10 protein-coding genes are annotated in these 21,643 nt (G+C 68.3%); 4 read left to right on the forward strand and 6 right to left on the reverse strand.

Features of this window, described 5'->3' with window-relative positions; translation table 11 throughout:
• Positions 1-11 precede the first annotated feature (11 nt).
• The 3 genes from AB4Y92_RS00580 (at position 12) to AB4Y92_RS00590 (ending at position 1,914) form a co-directional block, all read left to right on the forward strand.
• Complete coding sequence (locus tag AB4Y92_RS00580) at positions 12-797, forward strand: ABC transporter permease subunit (RefSeq protein ID WP_215061212.1); 786 nt, start codon at positions 12-14, stop codon at positions 795-797.
• Between the two features lie 312 nt (positions 798-1,109).
• Entirely contained in the window at positions 1,110-1,607 is a 498-nt protein-coding gene (locus AB4Y92_RS00585; RefSeq protein WP_441817878.1) for a hypothetical protein, read from the forward strand.
• A 166-nt stretch (positions 1,608-1,773) separates the two neighbouring features.
• Complete coding sequence (locus AB4Y92_RS00590) at positions 1,774-1,914, forward strand: hypothetical protein (RefSeq protein WP_441817879.1); 141 nt, start codon at positions 1,774-1,776, stop codon at positions 1,912-1,914.
• Positions 1,915-2,104: 190 nt separating this feature from the next.
• Here AB4Y92_RS00590 and AB4Y92_RS00595 read toward each other — a convergent pair whose 3' ends face one another.
• Positions 2,105-3,421, reverse strand: a complete 1,317-nt coding sequence (locus tag AB4Y92_RS00595) for a substrate-binding domain-containing protein (protein WP_441817880.1) — start codon at positions 3,419-3,421, stop codon at positions 2,105-2,107.
• A gap of 562 nt (positions 3,422-3,983) precedes the next feature.
• On the opposite strand from AB4Y92_RS00595, the gene AB4Y92_RS00600 reads away from it, so the two are divergent.
• Positions 3,984-4,190, forward strand: a complete 207-nt coding sequence (locus AB4Y92_RS00600; protein WP_441817881.1) for a hypothetical protein — start codon at positions 3,984-3,986, stop codon at positions 4,188-4,190.
• A gap of 1,304 nt (positions 4,191-5,494) precedes the next feature.
• On the opposite strand, the gene AB4Y92_RS00605 is transcribed toward AB4Y92_RS00600, so the two are convergent.
• The 5 genes from AB4Y92_RS00605 to AB4Y92_RS00625 form a co-directional block, all read right to left on the reverse strand.
• The gene (locus AB4Y92_RS00605; RefSeq protein ID WP_441817882.1) at positions 5,495-17,503 is read right to left on the reverse strand and encodes a filamentous haemagglutinin family protein; all 12,009 of its coding nucleotides are present in this window, start codon (positions 17,501-17,503) and stop codon (positions 5,495-5,497) included.
• A 543-nt stretch (positions 17,504-18,046) separates the two neighbouring features.
• Entirely contained in the window at positions 18,047-18,394 is a 348-nt protein-coding gene (locus AB4Y92_RS00610) for a hypothetical protein (RefSeq protein ID WP_441817883.1), read from the reverse strand.
• A gap of 80 nt (positions 18,395-18,474) precedes the next feature.
• Positions 18,475-19,158, reverse strand: coding sequence for a hypothetical protein (locus AB4Y92_RS00615; protein ID WP_441817884.1), 684 nt, complete (start codon positions 19,156-19,158; stop codon positions 18,475-18,477).
• Between the two features lie 16 nt (positions 19,159-19,174).
• Positions 19,175-20,905, reverse strand: a complete 1,731-nt coding sequence (locus AB4Y92_RS00620) for a putative porin (protein ID WP_441817885.1) — start codon at positions 20,903-20,905, stop codon at positions 19,175-19,177.
• A gap of 65 nt (positions 20,906-20,970) precedes the next feature.
• Positions 20,971-21,642: a TonB family protein gene (locus tag AB4Y92_RS00625; protein ID WP_441817886.1), complete on the reverse strand. Its 672-nt coding sequence runs from the start codon at positions 21,640-21,642 to the stop codon at positions 20,971-20,973.
• Position 21,643 lies beyond the last annotated feature (1 nt).

The raw sequence follows: 21,643 nt of genomic DNA on the forward strand, positions 1-21,643 counted from the left end.
CGCTGTATACGATGATGGCGCTTGGGTATGCGTTCTTGTACCTGCCGATCGTGTCGGTGATCGTGTTTTCTTTCAGCGGTTCGGATCGCGCCACCACCTGGGGCGGATTCTCGCTGCAGTGGTACGCCGCGCTGGCGCAGAACGAGCAGATCCTGGAAGCGGCGCGGCGCAGCCTGACCATCGCCGCGATCTCGGCCACCGCCGCGGTCGCGCTGGGCACCGCCAGCGGCCTGGCGCTGTCGCGGTTCGGGCGCTTTCCCGGGCGCGGCGTGTTGAGTCTGCTCAACTCCGCGCCGATGGTGATGCCCGATGTGATGCTGGGCCTGTCCTCGTTGCTTCTCTTCGTCGGGCTGCAGCAGGTCTTCGGTTGGCCCGAGCGCGGCATGACCACCATCACCCTGGCCCACATCACCCTCACCGCCTGCTACGTGACCGTGGTGGTGCGCTCGCGCATGACCTCGATGGACGCGAGCCTGGAAGAAGCGGCGATGGACCTGGGCGCGAAACCGTGGCGGGTGTTCTTCGTCATCACCCTGCCCTTGATCGCGCCGGCGCTGCTGGCCGGCTGGCTGCTCGCCTTCACCTTGTCGCTGGACGATCTGGTGATCGCCAGCTTCGCCTCCGGCCCGGGTTCGACCACCTTGCCGATGCTGGTGTATTCGAAGGTGAAGATCGGGGTGACGCCGGAGATCAACGCGCTGACCACGATCATCGTGATGCTGGTGACGATCGGCGTCACCGTGGCCGGCGTGCTGATGCACCGGCGCGAACGCAAGCTGGCGCGCGCCGGCGACTGACCGCGCGCGCCGGCGGCCGACCGCCAGCGCAGATGTGCCGCATCGGCGCGAATGCCTACGCGCTCACACGCATTCACGTGCATGCAACAGCATCGACACGTGCACCTGTTCTCCTATCGACGGGGAAAGGAGCGCCCGCGACACACCGCATTGCATTAACGGGCCGCCGCCGGCACGACGCGGCCCTTTGGCCACCCATCTGCAGCTATCTGCGGCCGCCCGACGCGGCCGTTGCCATGCCCGAACGTCTCCACTCCCCGGGATGCGACACATCCACGCCGGACTCATTCCAACTTCCTAAGGAGATACGCAATGGACTACGTAATGCGCGCCGCTGGCGCCAAGCTTCTCGTCATCGCCGCCGCGCTGGGCCTGGGCCTGCTGGCCGCCCCGCAGGCGCACGCCGCCGGCCAGTGCAAGACGGTGAACTTCTTCCCGGGCGTGGTGCAGGTGTACGCCACCGTGACCACCGACGCCAGCGCCGGCGACAACGCGCTGTGCAGCGCCAGCGTCGCCTGCCCGGCCGGCACCAACAAGGTCGAAGTGTTCGGCGGCGGTCTGTCGTCCTCGCCGAATGCCTACGTGGCCGTGGAAAACACCGCGCACCTGAGCGGCGGCGAAGACATCATCGCCAATTGCCAGACCACCAACGTCGGCACCCGCAAGGGCGTCACCGCCAGCACCTGCAACAACACCGTCGTCGCCGCTCCGGAAAAGGGCACCGCGACCAGCTCGCTGTGCAGCGTGTTCGTGGATGCGCCCGCCGGTTCTTCGGTCGGCGCCAACGCCACCTGCTTCTGCGGCACCTGAGTCGAATCGCAGCGGCTTCGCCCCTGCCAGGCTCCCCGGTTCGCCGGGGAGCTTTTTTTTCGTCCGCGGCCGGGGCGGTGCCGGCGGCTGAAACGAAAAAGCCCGCCGGTCGTGCGGCGGGCCGCTGTCGATCCTGTCGATACTGCGACATGAAACCGAGCAGTTGATGCAATTGTTGATCGCGGTGTTGACGCCGACGCGGAACACCGCGTTTAGCCGACGGCAACGTTTGCGTCAGGCGGCCGCGGCGGAACCGGCGGCGGCGATCAGAACACCGGCGAGGGCGATGCGGGAAAGCGCGTTGTGATGCACGTAACGTCTCCTGTCCATAGAAGAGGTAGCACGGCGGCGTCCATCAACCCGTTGCGCGCCGAGCGTGAGCTGATGGGTCGATCGTGTTGCGCTGTCGCCGGATACCGCGGCGGCCGGGCTTCGTGCCCGACCGCCGTATCCGTTAGTGCATGGCGCGGCGGCCCTTGCCGCCGCGCCCGGGTGGATCAGTTGACGCAGCCGTTGATCGCGCTGTTGACCAGACCGCGGAAACCGGCGTTGGCGCTCAGGTAGGAGTAACCGACCGGCAGGGCCGGACCGGTCGGAGCGCCCGAAGCGTTGACGGTGTAGTAGGTCTTCAGCAGGTTCTTCAGCGCCGTCGCCTGGGTGGCGGCGTGACCGCTGTAGTAGGTGTTGATGTAGGTGAAGGCGACGATCGGATACGCGTTCGACACCGTGGTGCTCGGCGGAACCAGCTTGAGGCAGTTCTGCTGCGCGGTGGTCAGCGGCGGGGTCGCGGTCGGGATCAGGTTCTGGGTCGCGCCGTCGAGCACGCGGGCCTGGACCAGGCTACCGGTCGCCAGGTTCAGCGACGCCGGCAGGCCGGTCGGGTTGTAGCCGTTGACGGTGGCGTAGTTCGCGGCCTGCGCGATCACTTCGGCCAGGTCGGCATAAGCGATCGTGCCGTCGGTGGACTTGACGGTGCTCACCACGCCGCCGTTGCCGTTGGCGCCGATCCAGCCCGCGCCCGCGCCGCCGACGGCGGTGGCGAAGTTCTGGTTCGGGGTGACGGTGATGCTCCAAGCCGAGCAAGCGGTGGCGAGGTAGCTGGAGAACGCGAACGAGGTGCCGCTGCCGTCGGTGCGATAGACGACCTTGATGGGGCCGCTCACGCCGCTCAGGCCCAGGGCCGGGTCGTTCCAGGTGGTGATGACCTTACCGAAGATCTTGCAGACCTTCTCGGCGTTCAGGGCCAGCAGGGCCGGGACGCCGGCCTTGTTGTACGGAACCGCGACCGCGCCGGCGAGCACCGGGATCTGCGTGATCGCACCGCGGGTGGCGTGCATGTTGGTGTTGAAGGTCGTGTAGTCGGCGGTGCTGGTCGGCGAGTCGGTGCCGATGAAGTCCGGGGTTGGCGACAGCGCGCTGAAACCGGTCGCGGGGGTGCTGGAGGCGTCGCCGCAGGCGCCGGTGGCGACCAGGGTGTCCTGGTTCAGCACCTTCTTGCCGGTGCCGCTGCCGGTCTGGCAGTACGACAGGCCGTCGGTGGCGGGCGTGGCGAAGACCGGGATCAGACCGGCGTTCGGGCCGGCGGCGTTGTTGCTCAGACCGGCGACCGAGAACGCGACGGCCGGCGTGGTGACGCCGGCGGCGCGCGACAGGCGGGCTTTGGGAGTGGTGTAGTTGTAGGCGTCACCGACGTAGGCCGGAGCCGGGAAAGTGGCGCCGCCGCCGTACAGATCGGCGGCCGTGGCGGAACCGGCGGCGATGACCAGCGCGGTGGCGAAAGCGATGCGGGAAAGCGAGAGCGTGTTGCGATGCACGTGACTTCTCCTAGAAGAGGTTGTGTGGCGTGTATCCGACTAATCCATTTAGCGATGTGTTGCGTCCATTAATTTGCTATCCGACGCCTGGCTAGATTCGCTGGCGTGTGTTCCATGGCGACGACCGCGCGGGTACACATTTGTTACTCAAGAAACCTCGCATTGAACGTGCGACGCGATGCGCATTTACGCGGCATTTTTCTGTCGAATTATTTTTAATGTCATGCGATCGGGGCTTGCGTGACAGTGGGCGTGACGGCTGTCATCTCACGATCAGACGCGTCCAGGATCGTCATGGGATTGACGTGTCGTTTCGCGTTGCGACTGCGCACTGATTGCGCATGGTTTTGCGGTGATGCGACAGGCGTGTGTGCGCGGCGGTGGAATGCGGCGCGTGGTGATATCGATAAGCGGCGGTTGTTTTTGCGTGCAACTGCTACTTCGAGTAGTACGCGGCTCAACTGGTGATCGCGATTGTTTGGCGCACGCGGCTTTGCGACATGAAGTGCGCGTGATGACTGTGCGGCGCTTGTAATTTTTCTATGCGGCACTTTCGGAGCGGTTGACCGGGCTGTTGTTGCAGTTGCAGTTGCAGTTGCAGTTGCAGTTGCAGTTGCAGTTGCAGTTGCAGTTGCAGTTGCAGTTGCAGTTGCAGTTGCAGTTGCAGTTGCCGTTGCCGTTGCCGTTGCCGTTGCCGAGATTCTGCTTTGTCTCGGCTTTGCTGTGGTTCGGCTTTTCTTTTGTTGTTGCCGTTGCTGGGCGCGGCTAGTAACTCGCGAGACCAGGGACACCCGGAGGGCGGCGCACATGGACGTGCGCCGGGTGCCACCTTGGGCAGGATGCCCAATGTGGCACCTGCCTGCGCAAGCTACGTACTCGTGGCTTTTGACTCGAAACAGCCAAAGCGTTTTCTTTGGTTACTTTCTTTGTCGCTTTGGACAAAGAAAGTGACCCGCCGCTCCATGGCGGAAGCTTTAGGCGTTTGATCTTGCTCTCGCTCTCGCTCTCGCTCTTGTTCTTGCTCCCGCTCTTGCTTGAGGCTTCTTTTGCTCGTCATTCCCGCGAAAGCGGGAATCCAGTGACTTCAGGCGTTCTCGCACGAAAAGCACTGGATTCCCGCTTTCGCGGGAATGACGGTAGGAAGGTATCTGCGGATCTGGCGGGTTCAATCCAGGCCTTCAGCGTCATCTCTCAGGTCGTCATTCCCGCGAAGGCGGGAATCCAGTGACTTCAGCGCGACCCTTCCCCGTCGTCATTCCCGCGAAAGCGGGAATCCAGTGACTTCAGGCGTTCTCGCACGAAAAGCACTGGATTCCCGCGTTCGCGGGAATGACGGTAGGTAGCTGCGGATCTGGCGGGTTCAATCCGAGCCTTCAGCGTCATCTCTCAGGCCGTCATTCCCGCGAAGGCGGGAATCCAGAGACTTCAGCGCGACCCTTCCCCGTCGTCATTCCCGCGTTCGCGGGAATGACGGTAGGTAGGTATCTGCGGATCTGGCGGGTTCAATCCGGGCCTTCAGCGTCATCTCTCAGGTCGTCATTCCCGCGAAGGCGGGAATCCAGTGACTTCAGCGCGACCCTTCCCCGTCGTCATTCCCGCGAAAGCGGGAATGACAGTAGGTGGGAGTGCGCAGGGCTGGTTGTTTCGATCAGGGATGTTGGGCTCTTAGAAGCCTCAAGCAAGATCAGAAGCTTCGAGCAAGACCAGAAGCCTCAAGCAAGATCAAACGCTAAACGCTTCCGCCATAGAGCGGCGGGTCACTTTCTTTGTCCAAAGCCACAAAGAAAGTAACCAAAGAAAGAGCTTTAGGCTGTTTCGAATCAAGAGCCACGAGTGCGGTGCTTGCGCAGGCAGGTGCCACATTGGGCATCCTGCCCAAGGTGGCACCCGGCGCACGTCCATGTGCGCCGCCCTCCGGGTGTCCCTGGTCTCGCGAGTTACAAGCTGCGCCCGGCAACAGCAACAGCAACAGCAACAGCATGATCAGAAGCAAAGGCATTCGAAGCGACTGCACAACAGCAGTCGCGGCCAGGAACTACAGTAATCGCAGCAACGACCCCCTACCCCCCCCACTCACGGAGGCGGCGGATTCATGCACCGACTGTCGTCCACCCCGCAGCGCCCGAACCCGATCACCTGCACCGAGATCAACGCCGGAATATCCCGCGTCGCCACCGCCGGCCGCTGCTGCGCCATCGAGTCGGCCGCCGCGTCCACGCCCGCGTTCGCCGACGATGCCGCCGCCAACGCGCCGCCGTCCACGCCGCGCGCCACCGGGATGCCGATCGAATCGCCATCGACCTGGATGTTGTCCGCGTTCGCCACCGTCTGCGCCGCCAGAATCAGATTGCCGCTGATGCGAATGCCCGCATCGCCCGCGTCGATGGTGCCGCGCGGCGCCACCAGCACCGCGTCGGCGGCCTTGCCGCCCGGCAAGGTCTGCAAGGTCGCGATGCCGGCGCCGGTCACCAGACCCTTCGCGTCGATCCGGCAGTAATTGTCCAGATCGCAGTCGTACGCCACCGGCGGCTTGTCGGACGATGTCTTCGCGCCCTTGCCCGCGTTGATGTCGCCGTTGGAACTCCAGATCAGCATCTTGCCGCCCTGCTGCGTGAAGATGCGGCTCTGCGCCAGCAGCACGCTGCGGTCGGTGAAGATGCCAATGTCGCCCTGCTCCAGGGCCAGGATGCCCTGCTGGTTCGGGCCGATCCGCACCGCGCCCTGGCTGTCGCGCACCAGCGGCGGCGCGCTCACGCTGCCGACCAGCACGTCGCCGCCCGGGCCGAGGATGCGGATGTCGCCGCCGCGCTGGGTCTGGATGGTCGAGCCGCGCATGTCCAACTGGCCGGTCGCGACCAGGCGATCGGCGCCGTTCGCGCCGCCCTCCAGACGGTTGGCGGTGTAACCGGCCGCGGCCGGGAACAAGGTGTTGATCGCCTGATAGCCGAGCGAATACTTGCCGAAGTTCGGGCTGGCCGGATCCTTGTTTTCCTTGCCGGCGCGTTCAAGCACGTCGAGAAACACGCGATCGACCAGCAACTGGCGCTGCTCGGCCGGCTGCTGCAGGAACGCCTGCCAGGCCTGCTCGACGCTCATCGGCGCTGCGTCCGCGCCAGTGCCGCCGCGTTGGCGGCGATCGGCGTCGAGCTGGGCGACGAAAGCCACCAGCCACTCGCGGTATTTGTTCGCATCATTGCTGGACGGGTCCAGATAGCGCTGCGCGAACGCATCGGTGGCCACGCCCGGGCCGACGCCGAAGCGCACCACGATGTCGGCGCCTTCGTTCGGCAGACCGGCGTTGTCGCGATTGCCGATGGTGCGCACGCCGCCGCCGTCGCTGTTGAGCGAACCGTTCTGGAACGCCTCGTTGGCCGAGGTGATGCGGCCGAAGTTGCGCCCGGCCTGCAATTCGAAGGTGCCCGGGCCGCCGAGCTGCAGCCACGAGTAGTTGGTGTTGACCGCGCCGCCGGCGTTCGGACGCAGCGGGTTGTTGTACAGATCGCGGCCGGCCTCGATCCGGGTCAGATCCGATTCGCGATAGTTCTGCCCGCGGAAGTTGAGATCGACGATGTCGCGGCCGGCGCGGATCGAGGCCGGCTTGGGCACGTCGATGGTCAAGGGATTGAGGCTGACGCCGTCGCGTTGGCGGCCGCTGACGATATCGCCGCCGGCGTACAGCCGCACCGGATCGGCATCGTCGCGATGCAGGTTGGCGCGGTAGCTGCGCTCGCTGCCGTTGCTCAGCACCATGTTGGTGAACACCAGCGGCCCGTTGCCTTCGCCGAGCAGCTTGCCGATCTGGTTGTCCACGCTCGGCATCCAGTTCGGGTCGAGATCGATCAGGCTCAGGCCCTGTCCGCGCGGCAGGCGGTCGGCCGACAGCAGCAGGTCGCCGCCGGCCAGCAGGCTGAGCTGGCCGCGTTGCGATGGGAACAGCGCGCCGCCGTTGTTGAGGGTGATGTCGCCGTCCATCGCCGTGGCCAGCACCCGGCCCGGCAGCGCCTGCATGAAGATCGGCTTGATGCGCACGTCGTAAGGCTTGCCTTCGAAACCGCTCAGGCGCAGGCCGTAGGAGAACAGCGCGTCGCCCACGTTCAAGGTGTCGAAGGCGATCGAGCCGGCGACCGAGAACACGTTGAGTTCGGCGTCGCTGCCATAGGCCTGCGAATCGCCGGTCACGCCATCGGGCGTGGTGACGTAGGACGGATTGAGCACCCGTCCCAGTTCCACGTCCTGCGCCGCCTGCACGCGGATGCGCGCGTCCTGCATCGCCAGGATCGGCGCCACCGGCGTATCGAGTTGCAGGCGGTCGCCGCTGTCGCTGAAGTACACCGGCGCCTTGAAGTCGAAGGCCGAGCCGATGCGGCCGCCGGCGCGCAGGTCGCCTTCGCCCTTGGCGACGAAGTAATCGCCGCCGAGCAGATCGCCGCCGGCGTCCACGCGCAGGTCGCCGCCGCCGAAGCTGCGCGCGGTGCCGCCGCCCTGCTTGCTCCAGGTGGTCGGCAGCGACACGGACAGTTCCTTGATGTCGCGGCCCGCGCTCACCGATACGTTGCCGCCGACGCTGAGCAAACCTTGGGCGAAGCCGCCGAAGTTGATCGACGACGCCAGCACGGTGCGGCCGTCGTCGCTGAGGGTGTTGCCGCTTTGCATCCACGGCCACCAGTACTGGCCCAGATAGGTGCCGGCGATGCCGCTGCGGGTGCCCTGCTCGTTGTCGAAGATCCGGCGGTTGCCGACGATGTCGCGGCCGGCGCTGAGGATCAGGTCGCCGGCGGCTTCCGGATTGACTTGCCCGGTGACCATCAACTCGGGACGGCCGGTGCCGAGCGCGCTGATCTGGCCCGGGGTCTGCGAAGCCGTCGTGCCTTCGCCCGGACGGCCGGCGGTGTAGACGCTGGCCGGCGCGTCGGCGTCGTCCAGCTTGATGTCGCGCGCGGCAACCAGTTCGATCTTGCCGGTGCCGGTGCGCAGCACGTTGGGCAGCAGCAGTTCGCGGCCGCCGGAGCGCGCCACGGTGGTGTGGCCGGTGAAGCGGATATCGGCGGCGACCGCCTGCGCGCGCAGCGCGGTCGGCGCCGCGCTGGCGCTGTCGGCGCCGGCGATCAGGCGCAGCGAGCTGCTGTCGCCGCCGGCCAGGGTGCGGCTGGCGAACGGCGCCGGATTCGACGCGGAGGCTTGCAGGCTGGGCGTGCGGTCGTCCGGGCCGATGCGCGGCAACAGCGCGCCGGGGACCGGCAGCTTGGGCGACTCGTAACCGAGGAACTCGCCGGTGCCGTAGAACGCGTTGCTGGCGATGGCGACCACGTACTTGCGATACGCCACCAGGTAAGCGTCGTAGTCGGCCGGCGAGGTCGGCGCCGGCGGCGGCTGCAGGGCCGGATCGGGTGAGGTGCCCGAGGAGATGTCGTAGAAGGTCTGCAGGAACTGCAGCAGGCTGCAGGCGTAACCGCAGAAGTTGCCGTCGGCGGCGAAGGTCGGATCGGGCTTGGACAGCTCCTGCATCAGCTGGTCGTACTGGCCGTAGTACTGCGCGATCTGCTCGGCGCTGTACTGGCTCGGGTCGGGTTCTTGCGGCAGCGTGATGTAGATGCCGTCGAGCGAGGTCAGGCCCTGGCTTTCGACGATGCCGCGATACAGCGCATTGCTGCCGTCCAGCGTGCCGCTGACGCCGCCGGTGAGTTTGCTGAAATCGTAGAAGCCGTCCGACACGCTGGCGGCGACTTCGATCTCGCCGACCGCGCGCAAGCCCAGCACCGGCGCGTTGTCGCCGTAACGGAAGTCCAGGCGCTGGTTGGTGCCGGAGTTGAGGTTCCAGTTGGTCAGCACGCGGATCGCGCCGCCGTTGATGCCTTCGTCGGGATTGCGCAGCTCGATGCCCGGACGCGCGCGGAAGTTGCTCACGCCGGCGAAGCGTTGTTCGAAGGTAAAGCCCGGGCTCTGCACGAAACCCATCAGCGTGCCCGGCAACGGCGCGTCGGCGGGACTGCCGTCGCGATAGCCGTAGAAGCTGCGGTGGGCGGCGTTGGCCGCGTCGGGTGCGAAGTAATGCTTGCTCAGGTACTGGGCCAGTTCCTGCGCGTTCTGCGGCGCCGCCAGGACATTGCCGGCGGCGTCGGTCCACTGCCCCGCCAACAGCTTGCCCTGCGCGTCGTACCAGCCGGCCGGATCGACGATGCCGTCGAAATGCAATTCCGGATGCGCTGGGTCCTGCGCGTCGGCCGCGCTCCACACCGCATAGGCTTCCAGGCCGACTTCGCGCGCGCCGCGGATCGAGGCCGGGTCGGCGATGTCCACGCGCACGTCGCCGTCGGTGAGCAGCGGCGCGCGCAAGTCCACGCGTCCGCCCGACAGACCGCCGGCGCGGCCGCCGGACACGTCGAGCACGGCGCCGGCGCCGATGCGGATCGCGCCGGAGTCTTCGCGCTGCACGTTCTGGTAACCGTAATTCGAATTCAGCGTGCCGTCGCCGACGCCGCTGACGCCGATGCGGATTTCGCCGCCGCGGCGCTTGGCGTCGCTGCCGGTGGCGATAAGGCGCCCGTCCACGTCCACGCCCTGGCGGCCGTAGAGTTCGATCGTGCCGCCGGACGTGCCTGAGGCGTCGATATCGCCGGCGATGTTGACGTGGCCGTTGCCGGCATCGCTGCCGCGCACGCCGGCGCCCGCGTCGGCGATCAGGCTGACCTCGCGCGCCTTCAGGCTGTGTCCGGCCGACAGGCTCAGATTGCCGCTGCGCGTGCGCACGGCGATGCGCTGGTCGATGCCGCTGGCGGCCAGGCGCTGCGCCAGCGGGTCCAGTGCCAGCGCCTGCGCGCTGTCAAGTTCGATGCTGCCGCCGCGGCCGTTAGCGCTGCCGCCGCGCAAGGCGCCGGCCAGATCGATCGCGCCTTCGCCGGCGATCGCGCGCAGCCCGCCGGCGTCGCCGCCGGAGGGTGCGGAGAAATCCAGCAACGTGTTCGCACCCAGGCTCAGCGAGCCGTGGTCGGAACCCAGCTCGATGCGGCCGGCCGGCGGCAACAGCTTCTGGTCGAACAAGGTCTTGCCGCGCGAGGACACGTCGAGCGTGGCGCTGCCGTCCAGGCGCACATCGCCGCTGGCGTTGAGCTTGATGCGGCCGGCGTTGGCGCGGATCAGCGCGTCGCCGACGATGCTCCCACCGGACAGTTCGATCGCCCCGCCCTGCGCGCCGTCGGCGGCGACCGCGCCGGCGCCGCGTGCCAGCGAGATCTCGCCCTGGCTGCTCAGGCGCCCGTCGGCGGCGGCGTCGGCCTGGATCAGCGGCGCGCGCAGGCTCAGCGGCGCGGCGCCGAAATCGAAGCCGCCCTTGCCGCTGACGGCGATGCGCTGATCGGCCTGGACATCGACGCGGCCGAAACCGTCCAGCGATTTGTCGCCGCTGCCGAACACCACTTCGCGTCCGGACAAACTCAGCGTGCCGCCGCTGCCGGACTTGGCCGCGACGGAGGCGCCGAGTTCGTTCGACAGGCTCAGGCGATCGGCGCGCAGACGCACGTCGCCGCCGTCGCCGGCGAAGGCGGCCGCGCTCAGGGCCAGTTCCTGCGCCACATTCACATCGACCTTGCCGTGGAATTCCATGCGCCCGTAGCTGCGCAGGCCGATGCGTTGCGCATCGGCGAAACCGGCCAGGGTGTTGCGGCCGATCACGAAGCCGTCCAGATCGGCGGCGGCGCCGTCGCCAGCGAATACGATCAGGCCGCTGTTGGCCTGCACGTCGCGGCCGTGCAGCAGGGCCCGGCTGTCGATCAAGGTGTTGCGCGCCGCGTCCAGGGTCAGCGAGGCGCCGCCGTCCACGTTCGCGCCGGCGTCGATGGCGAGCACGCCATGGCTGTTCTCAAGCGCAGGCAGATTGCGCCGGCGCACTTGCGCGGGGCCGGCGTTGGACACGCGCAGCAAAGCGCCATCGCCGCTGCGTCCGGCCTGACCCGGTTGGCCCGGCTGAGCGGCGATAGCGTCTTCGCCGATCAGCAGCGGCTTGTCGCTGCTGCCCGGAAGCTGGCCTTGCGCGCTCAACACGCTGCCTTGCGACACACGCACGTCTTGCGTAGCCACCAGGGTGATCTCCGGCGCCTTGAGCGCGGAGCCGGCGTCGTTGTCGAGCAGCACGCTGTCGGCGCGCACGTCCACCGCCACGCCGTCGGCGCGATCGCGGCGCTGGCCGCCGATCAGCAGGCTGCCGGCGCCGAGACGATTGAGTTTGTCCGCGTCGAGTTGCACGTAGCCATCGCGCGCGGCATGGCCGGCGCCGAGGATCTGGATCGCCTTGGCGGCGATGTCCACCTGCGCGGCGGCGCCGCCCGGCGCGGCCGCGGCTTTCAGGCTCGCGCCCAGGTCCAGGGTCTGGCCGGCGTTGAGCACCAGTTGGCCGCCGTCGCGCGGCAGTTGCGGCGCGACCGCGCCGGCGCGCTGGGCGCGATCGGTGAAGAACTTGTCCGCGCTGGTCGTAGCGTATTGCGAGTAACGGCTCCAGGTGTCGTGCGATTGCACTTCGAAGCTGCTGGCGAGCGCGTCGCGCGCGCCGCTCAGCGCATCGACCATGTAACCGGCGACCACCGCGGTGCCGTCGGGCGCGATCACCGCCGGGCCCGACTGGCTGTCGCGCGCGCCGCTGCGCTGGACCACGCGGAACGCGCCCGGCAAGGTCGCGTAGCGGCCCGGCAGCAAGGTGTAGACGCCGTCGGGCAGGCCCGGCACGCCGCTGATCTGCACTTGCTTGCCGACCGCGACGCTGCCGAAGTTCGGATCGTTCGGCGCCACTATCGGCTGCGCGCCCGGCACGATCGCGTAGACCTCGCGTTCGTCCGGATACAGCGGCACTTGCTTGGGCGTGCCGTCGGCGTAACTGGTGTTGTAGCGCGACAACACGTCGCGGCTGCCGCCGGTGCCGGGCACCCATTCCACCGCCTGCAGATCGCCGCCGCCGGACAGATCGATGACGGCGCCGTCGGCCAGCGACATCGAAGAAGCGTCCAGGGTGATCTGCTTGCGCGGCGGCGCGGCCAGATCGGTTTGGGTGGCCGAGGCCTGCCATTGCAGACCATCGACGGTCACGCCGTAAGGCACGACGCGGCCGTCCAGCGACACCGAGGTCAGACTGCCGGGCTTGAGTTCGACGCGTTGGGTGGCGGTGAGGTTGACGTTGCCGAACGCAGCGCGGCTGTCGGCGTTGTTAGGATCGGCGACGCCGAGCAGGATCTGCCCGCCCGGCGCGCGCAGCACGCCGCCCTGTTCGATCGCGCTCGCGTCCAGCAGCAAGGCGCCGCCGGCCGACAGCGGCGCGGCCGCGGCGGCGCCGTTGCCGGCGATGCTGATGCGGGTAGCGTCGCGCCCGCCGGCGCCGTCGGACGCGCCGAGCGCGCGGATGATGAAACGCTCGCCGGTGCCGGGATACAACTGCGCGGCGCGGAAGCTCAGATCGCCGCCGGTCAGCAATTGTCCGGGCAGATCGGCCGGCAGGGTCGCGCCTTGCGGCACGAAGGTGCGGAATTCGGCCGGCGTGTAGAAACGGATATCGCCGGCGCTGTCGAAGTTCGCGACCTTGATGCCGTCCAGGCGCACTTGACCGGCGAAATCGATGAAGCCGGCGCTGACGTCGAGACGGTTGTCGCCTGGACGCGCCGGATCGGCCAGCGGCGCGGCGCCGCGGCCGATGCCGCGCAAGCCATTGAAGGCCACGTACTGCGCGCTCAGCTTCGCCTGCGCGGCGGCGGCCTCGGCGCCGGCGGGACGTGGCGCGGAGCGCACGCTGTAGCCGCTGGCGTTCATGACCAGCGCGCGGTCCAGGTGCAGATCCACATTGCCTTCGAACACGATCGGCACGTAGGCGATACCGCCAGGACGGCCGATCTGCAAGGTGTCCACGCCGCTGCCCTGCAGGCGGTCGGCGCCGAAGCGCAATTGCCCGGACGGCGCGACGCGGTCGGGTTCGATCGCATCCCCGGGACGCGCCGCGGCGGCGAGGTGCGAGCCGCCGGCGTCGATCACGAACTCGCTCGCGTTGAGCGCGCTGAAGCTGCCATCGCCGAGCGGACGCTGGTTGTCGCCGAGCGCGACCAGTTCGAGCACGCCGCCGCGCGCCTGCGCGGCGCCGCCGTGGGCGCTGATGTCGCCGTCGAAGAACAGGCCGGCGGCGGCGCCGATGGTCAGGCTGCCGCCGTCGCTCCACACCGCGGTCGGCCGGAACGGATCGCGGCCGGGCGCGGCGACGCCGTCGCGCACTTCGAAACTATCGGCGGCGCCGTCGAGCTTGAGCTGCGCGCCCTGCTCGACCACCACGTAGCCGCCGTCGTTGCTCAAGACGATCTTGCCGCCGTCGAGCAACTTGCCGTCGCGCGGCACGCTGCCGTCGGCGCGCGGCTTCAGGGTCGTGTCGATCAGGGCGATGCCGGACACGTCCAGCTTGCTGTCGGCGCCGAGCCACACCGACTTGTCGCGCGACCAATACTCCTGCGTGATCTCGCCCAACGGCCTGGACAGGCCGTCGGTGGTGGTATCGCCGGACAAAGTGATGCTGCCGCCGCGCGCGCTGATTTCGCCGAGCACGGTGACCTGGCCGCGCGAGCCCAGGCGCACGTCGCCGCCGGCATCCACGCTCAGGCGCGCGCCCTGCTCGACCCGCAACTCATCGCGCAGTTGCGCCAGCGGCAGGTTCGGCGAAGCGGTGCCGACCGAGCCGCCGGCGGCCATGGAGAAATCCGCCGCCGTCCGATGCGCATCGTCGAGGCGGCCGAACGCGCCGAAGCCGGCGGCGTAGATATCGCCGCCGCTGGCCAGTTGCCGCAGCGCGCCGGCATCGGCCAGGAAGCTGCGCTGCGACACGCGCACATCGCTGCCGGCGGCGATGCTGCCGTCGAGTTCGGCGCGCAGGTCGTAGGCGCCGAAGTCGCCGTCGGCGAAGAAATCCGCGCCCAGGTGCAAGCTGCGCGAGTCGCTCGGCGCGTCGCCGCCGATACGGATGTCGCGCGCGTCCAGGCGCAGCGTGCCGCCGCCGCCCAGGTTGTGCGCGACCAGCGAGTCGCGCGAGAACTGCAGGCGGCCGGCGCCGCCGGCATCGGCGTAGTAGGCCGGCGGGAACGTGGGCTGTATCTCGGTGCCGGCGCCGACATAGGTCCGCAGGCTGATGTCGCCGCCGCGGCCCAGCGCCACGCCGTTCTTCTGCGCCAGTTGGCCGTTGGGCAGGATGCGTCCGCCGCCGGACACGTCCAGGCGCGCGTTCGGGTCGATCAGGATCGAGCCGCTGGCATCGACGAGCGCATCGCCGCTGCCGATGATCTGCTCATGGGTGCGCAGATTGATCGCGCCGCCGTTGATGTGCGCCGCGCCCGTGCGGCCGTCGTCGAACGCCTCGCCGTCGTTGACCCAGGCGCCGCGCGCGAGCAACCGCGCCTGCGCGCCGAGCACGATGTCGCCGCGCTCTTGCGGGCGCTGCGGGATCGGCCGCGACTGCGCTTCCAGATCGATCTGGCCCGACACCGCTTCCAGGGTGCCGTCCACCTGCACCTGACGCCCGTTCAAGGCGATGCTGCCGCCGTCTTCGACCTTGACATGGGCGTCGGCGGCAACCTCGATGCGGCCCCAGCTGTCGCTGAGCGTGATCGAAGAGAACCCGGCGGCGTCGAGCCGGTCGCTCGACAACACCGTGGTGCGCAGGCCGAACGCGTCCTTGGCCGCGGCCGCCAGATCGGCGAAGCGCGAGCTCATGTTGAAGCCGTCCGGCACGTCGGCCACCGGCGCGCTCTGCAGCCGCCAGCGGGTGAATTCGAAACCGTCGCCGGTGGCGATCTTGAGCGAGCCGCCGTGGGCCAGCTCGCCGTTCTTGATCTGATAGCGGCCGGATTCGGCGTCGGCGTGGATATCCCCGGCCAACACCAGACCAGCATCGATTTTGGCCAGGTTGGAATCCGGGGTCAGAGTCACGTTGAGCTGGCCGCCATCGCCGCCGTGCACATAGTCCGGATCGAAATAACTGTCGGCCGAGGTCATCGGAGAAATGAACAGTTCTTTGACGCCCCAGCGCTGGTGATCGAGCAGATAGTCGCCGGCGAAGCCGACGTAGGCGATGTTCGGATCGGCATCGGCCTGACGATAGATGCGGCCGTCGGCGCCGAGCAGGCGCGGCGCGGCGATCATGCCGCCCAGGTAATGCACGTAGCCGCCGGACAGATCCAGCGTGGAGCCCGAGCGCGCGATCAGCTCGCGGCCCTGGATGTTGATGCTGCCGCCGTCGATCAACATCTGGTCGATGCCGCGCAGCACTTGGTCGGCGTAGCCGGCGGCGTTGAGCAGCGGCGTGCCGACCCAGGCGCGGCCGTCGGCGGTCACGCCCTTGTTACGCACGTCGATCGCGGTCGATTGGCGATACAGGCCGCCGCCGCGCAGCAGCGGCGAATCGGCCAGTTCGTTTTCGCCGATGCGCGGAATCTTGACGATGTTGTCCGACATCGGCCGCTGCACATCGGCGATGCCGGCGACGTTGATGGTCGCGCCGCGGTCGATGAGGATCCGCGAGGCGCTGCGCGCGCCGGTGTCGACGAAGACCGCCGCGTCCAGGCCGAACACATCGAGCTTGGCGCCGGGCATCAGCACCAGCGAGTTTTCCTGGAAGAACATCTGCGCCGCGGCCAGGCGCGCGCTGGGCGGCTGGAAGGCCTGATCGGCGCTCTTGGCGCTGGTGGTGGTCTCGCCGTCGTGCTCGGGCAGGATGGTGGTGGCCGACGCACTGCCGAAACGCAGGCGGCCGCCCCGGCTCTGGGTGAAGACTTCGTCGTCCGAGGAACGCGCGTATTCCAGCGCCAGGATCGACAACGTACCCGGGCGGCTCACGCCGGTGGTGGTGCCGACATAACCGTCCTGGGCGATGTCGTAGCCGGTCAGGGTGACGTCGCCGCGCTTGCTGGCGATGATGCCGGTGTTGGTCAGGCGGCCGTAGCCGATTTCGTCCGGCGCTTCGCGCCCCAGGGTGGCGCCGATCAAGCCGAATTCCAGCGCGACCTTGTTCTCGGCGGCGAGCTTGGGATCGCCGTATTGCGCGCCGATCACCGCCGCCAGTTGCACCTGCCCGTCTTCGGCCTGCACGCTGCCGGCGTTGTCGATATTGGGCGCGGCGATCAGGGCGTAGCCGCCGGCGCCAGTCTTGATCTGCGCGCCGGCCTCGATGCGGATGTCGCCGGCCATCGCCGGCCGCGCGCCGCCGCTGTACGCGGCCGCGTCCGAGGTCAGGACGAAATCCGAGCCGTTGCCGCGGCCGATGCCGCCGCTGATGAAGGTGCGGTTGCTGCGGGCGATGTCGTTGTTGAACAAGTTGAGCGAGGACGCCAGCAGCGAACGCGTGTTGACCTGGCTGGTGCCGCCGAACAGCACGCCGTTGCGGTTGAGCAGGTAGACGCTGCCTTCGGCCTTGATCCGGCCGAAAATCTGGCTGGGACGGCCGCTGGGATCGTCGATGCGGTTGAGCGCGATCCAATCGTTGCCGCCGCCGGCCAGATTGCCGCCGCGCTGGTCGAAGTAGACGGTGGTCTGCTTGCCGACGTTGAAGGTCTCCCAGCTCAGGATGGCTTTCTTCTGCGTCTGCTCGATGGTGACGGTGGTGTTGCCGGCATCGACGTTCTGGGTCGGGCCCTTGGCGCCCAGCCACAGCTTGGATTGGCCCAGGCGCGGATCCTCGGCGGAGATCGCTCCGGGTTCGAACTTGACCCCGGCGGCGACCTTGAGCCCGCCCTCGCCCAGCCCGTTGGGCACCCGATTGGCCGCCGCCGAACTGGCCGCAGCCAGGCGCGCGGCCACCTGCGCGGTATCGAGCGCGGCGCGCACCTGCGCGGCCTGCCCGAACGCGGCCAGCGAGCGCTGCGCCATCTGCTGCGCGCGCACCGACTGCAGCCCCTGTTGCTGCGCGCTGCGCGCGGCCTGCGCGGCCGGATCGACGCCGCGGCGCGCGAACGGATTGGGATCGGCGTGCGCCGCGCCGCCGAGCAGCGCCAGCGAAATCGCCGCGCTCAGCGCGAGCAGTCGCACCGGATTGCGCGCACGCAGGGAATTGCGGGATTCGGCGGGCTTGCGGGTCATGACGGCTTCCTTTGCGTGCGGCGTGACGGCGCGGCGATGACGTCGCGCGATGCGACGACGCGGGGATTGGGGACAGGCGTGGTGGTGCGGGCGCGGATCAGAGTCTGGGCGGACGGGTTGGCGTCACGGCCCGGCAAAGCCGCGCGCTGTTGCCCCCTTTGAAAAAGGGGGCGGCGTTCGCGGAGCGGACGCGGGGGATTTGCTGTTGCTGTTGCCTCAATCGTCGTCGGCGACGGTCGATCCAAGCAAAAGCAAATCCCCCCTAGCCCCCCTTTTTCAAAGGGGGGAACTGTTGCGCGATCAAAGGGGAGAACGGTCCCGGCGTCGAAGGGGCGAATGGTCCCGGCGCGACTGAACGACAACGATCCTGCGCCGTGCCATTGCCCCCTTTGAAAAAGGGGGCGGCGTTCGCAAAGCGAACGCGGGGGATTTGCTCTTGATTTTGCCGTTGCCGTTGCTCGAACAAACGCCCCCGCAGCGCACCGACGCCCACCCAACCGGGCGACAACGACAAAGCAGATGGCTGTTCGACTGGACATATCCTCAGCGCACCGGTTTCGGAAACGAAGCAGGAAACGGCTGCGCCGGCCGCTGCGGCCGGACCGACTTGCCGTATTGATCTCCCAGCCGCTGCCGCGTGGCCGCCGGCGTCGCCAAGCCCTGCCCGATCGGCGCCAGGCGTTCGCCGGGCGAATCGGTATTGACCACCGGCGCGGTCTTATCGACTTCGGCTTTCAAGGCTTCGTTGAGACAAGACCACCGCCCGGCCTCGTCATTGCCGATACGCACCTGCACGCACGGCGTGGCCTGCGGCTGCGAGGCCGGCAGCATGCGTTTTTGCGCCTGCGCGGCCGAAGCGAACACCGCGCACACCCCCAGCAACGACAACACCGCCCGAATCGACCGCCCGCACGAACACCGCCGCGCGAACCCGCGCGGCTTCATCGCAACCCGGGCGGCCGCATGCCTCATCAGCTCGACGCCGTCCCGTTACCGGCCGTGCGCGCAGCAGCATCGCCACTGGCGCACTGCGCCGCCTGATCGTGCTGCTGATCGAGCTTGTCCTCCAGCTCGCGCACCCGGTTCTCTTTCTTCACCCGCCCCAACCCCAGCGGCGAGAACCCATGGCCGCGCACCGAATCGATGAAATCCGGATCGCGATACAACTGCGCCAACTCGCGCCCAGCCTGATACACCGCCTCGGTCGCCGCGGCGCAACGCGCCGACTGCGCCTGCACGCTGGCCAGCTGCGCCGCCAGCGCGGCGCGTTCGTGTTCTTTCTGCTGCGCGGCCTGCGCGGCTTGCTGCTGCGCGCTCTGCCACTTCTGCGCATCGGCGCGGGCTTGATCGGACGCCGCCGAGGCCTGCCCGAGCTGACGCTGCAACGCCGTCAGCCGCGCGCCGTCCTCGCGCGCGGGCGCCTTGGCCGAGGCGGCCTTGAGCGCGTCGCGCTCGCGCTCGACCGCGGCGGTGGCGGCCTGTTGCGCGGCCAGCGCGGCTTCGGCGGTGCGCAGGCGTGCGCCGGTGTCGCGCAGCGCATCGCGCAGGCGGGTTTCGTTGCCGTTCTGCGCATGCGCGCCGGAAGCGGCGAACCACAGCGCGGCCAGCAACGGGGCGCTGCGCAGTGCGCTATGACGGATGGGTGGCAAGCTCATGATCCGGGCTCCGTGCTCAGAATTCGGTGTTCAAGTCGATCTGCACCACATCGACCGAGTACGGCGCGCCGCTGACTTCGTTGGCGCTGAGCCAACGCAGTCCCAGCCAGGTGTTGCGCGCCAGGCCCAGCGCGCCGCCGAGGATGAAGCCGCGCGAGTTGGTGCCGCCCAGGTGGAAGTCCGAATCGGTGAAGGCGTCCGGCACCGCGTCCGATTCCAGGCGCTTGTAGCCGATGCTGGCGTTCCAGTCCCAGGCCTTGGCGATCTTCGGCTGGCCGACCAGCAGATTGATGTAATAGCCCATGTCGCCGCCGTCGAAAATGAAGGTGCGATCGTTGGGATCGCGCAGCGGCTTGAAGTTATTCAACGGGCCCAGCGCGCGGATGCGGTTAGCGTCGTACTTGAGGTTCTTGACCACATCGGCCTCAACCACGATCTTGACCGGGTCGAAGCTGGCGATCTCCAGCGCCGCGTGCAGGTTGGCCACGCCGAACTCGCTCGCGTAGCCGAAGTACTGCAACTGCGGGCCGTCGGGCGCGCCGCTGGCCGGGACGATGTCGCGGATCGCGAACATGGTGTTGCCGAACTGCTGGAACTGCGGCCGCGACAGATCGGTATCGCACACGTCCTTGGATGTCGGCGCCACGCACGGCGTGGAGCGCTCGCCGTTGATCTTGTCGAACAGGAAATAGCCCAGGCCCAGCTTCAGGTTGACATCGTCGCTGAACTTCCAGTTGGCGCCGAGCTGCGCGCCGTACAGCCACTTGTCGCGGCTGCTGGCCTTGTCCAGGCGCTGGGTCGAGCCGAAATCGAAATCGGTGTTGAATATCGGAAACGCGCCGACATTGACGAAGGGCTTGAAATCGCCGCCGGTGTCGAACTCGGTCTTGATCGCCACGCCGTCGAAACTCAGGTCGTTGTCGAACAACAGTTCGCTGGTCCAGAACGGATTGGGCGCGCGGCCGATGTCGGCGGTCAGCCAGTCGCTGGGCTTGAGGCGGATGTAGGCGCGATCCAGCCACAGCGAGTATTTGGACAGATTGCCGCCGGCGCCGAGGGTCTGGTTGGTGGACACCGGGCTGCGGTCGCTGCCGGTCGCCATGCGCAGATCCGCTTCCACCCAGTCGGCGATCTGCGCGTGCACGCCCAGCCGTGCGCGCAGACGCATGCGGCCGCGGTTCTTGGTCGTGTTGACGGTGGGCAGCGGATTGTTGAGCGGGTCGTTGACGTCGTAACCGCTGCCGGCGTTGAGCACGCCGAAGTTCGGGAAGTCGGTGTAGTTCTCGCCGTCGTTGAGCACGTCCTCGGCGCGCGCGCGCACGTCGCCGTAGACGTTGATGCGCTGGGTCCACTCCGGCAGTGCGTTCGGCGCCGCCCAGCCTTCGCTCTTGGCCTGCTGGGTGACTTCCGCGCGCAGTTCGTCCTTGATCTGCTGGCGCACCACTTCCGGAATGTAGGGCACGACCACCGCGCCGGGCTGGGTCTGGTACGCAGGCTGCGCCGCGAGCGCCGGCGCCGGACGCGCGGCCGCGCTCGCGGTGGCCTCGGCGATCATGTCGTCGGCCTGCTGACGCGTCATCACGCCCTTGGCCACCAGCAGATCGATGAGCTTGAGGGTGACTTCCGGGCTGATCTTCGACGCGTCCACCGGCGTTGCGGCCAGCGCCGGTGCCGCGCACAGCGCGGCCAGGGCCAGGGTCAACACACGAACGGACGTGCGGCGATGCGGATTGGGCGATGCGGTCATGCGTAAAGTCCCAGTAAGCGAAACAGATAAGCGAAGCGGTCGGGCGCGAATGTCGGTGCGGCCGGTCATCCCGGCGCGATCGCGCCGATGCGCAAATTGATCGGTTGCGGCATTTCCGCCGGCGGCGGCTGCGGCAGCGAGCGGCCCTGCAGCGCGGCGACGATGGCGGCATCGAGTTCGGGTTTGCCGGTGGAGGCGATCACCTGCGAGCGCTGGATCGTGCCGTCGGCGTTCAACCACATCGCCACCGTGGCGCTGTAGCGGCCCTTGCGGGTCTTGTCGGCCTGCTGCAGGTACTGCTGCACCGAGCGCTGCACCATCGAGGCATAGCCGGCATACGGATTACCGCCGCCGCCCTTGCCGCCGATGCGCGTGCCGCCGCCGTTGCCGGCCTGCAGACCGAACTCGTTGCTGCCCGGCCCGGCTTCGGCGGTGAGCGGATCGCCGGGCGGTTCGGGCGAATCTTCCTGCGGCTTGTCCAGCGCTTCGAACGGCGTGTTCTCGACCAGTTTTTCCTCTTCCTGCACTTTGTCCGGTTGCGGTGGAGGCGGCGGCGGAGGTGGCGGCGGCAGGATCACCTGCGTGATGCGCGGCGGCGTGCGCTTGGGCATCGGCCGGCCGTCCTGCATCAGCGACCACACCAGCCAGGCGAGCACGGCGAACACGCCGAGCGCGCCGGCGACGCCGAGCGCGCGCGACAGCCGGGAGGGACGGCCATAGGTCGTGGGTGCGGACATG

Source organism: Lysobacter sp. TAB13, from assembly GCF_052113885.1.
Lineage (GTDB): Bacteria > Pseudomonadota > Gammaproteobacteria > Xanthomonadales > Xanthomonadaceae > Lysobacter > Lysobacter gummosus.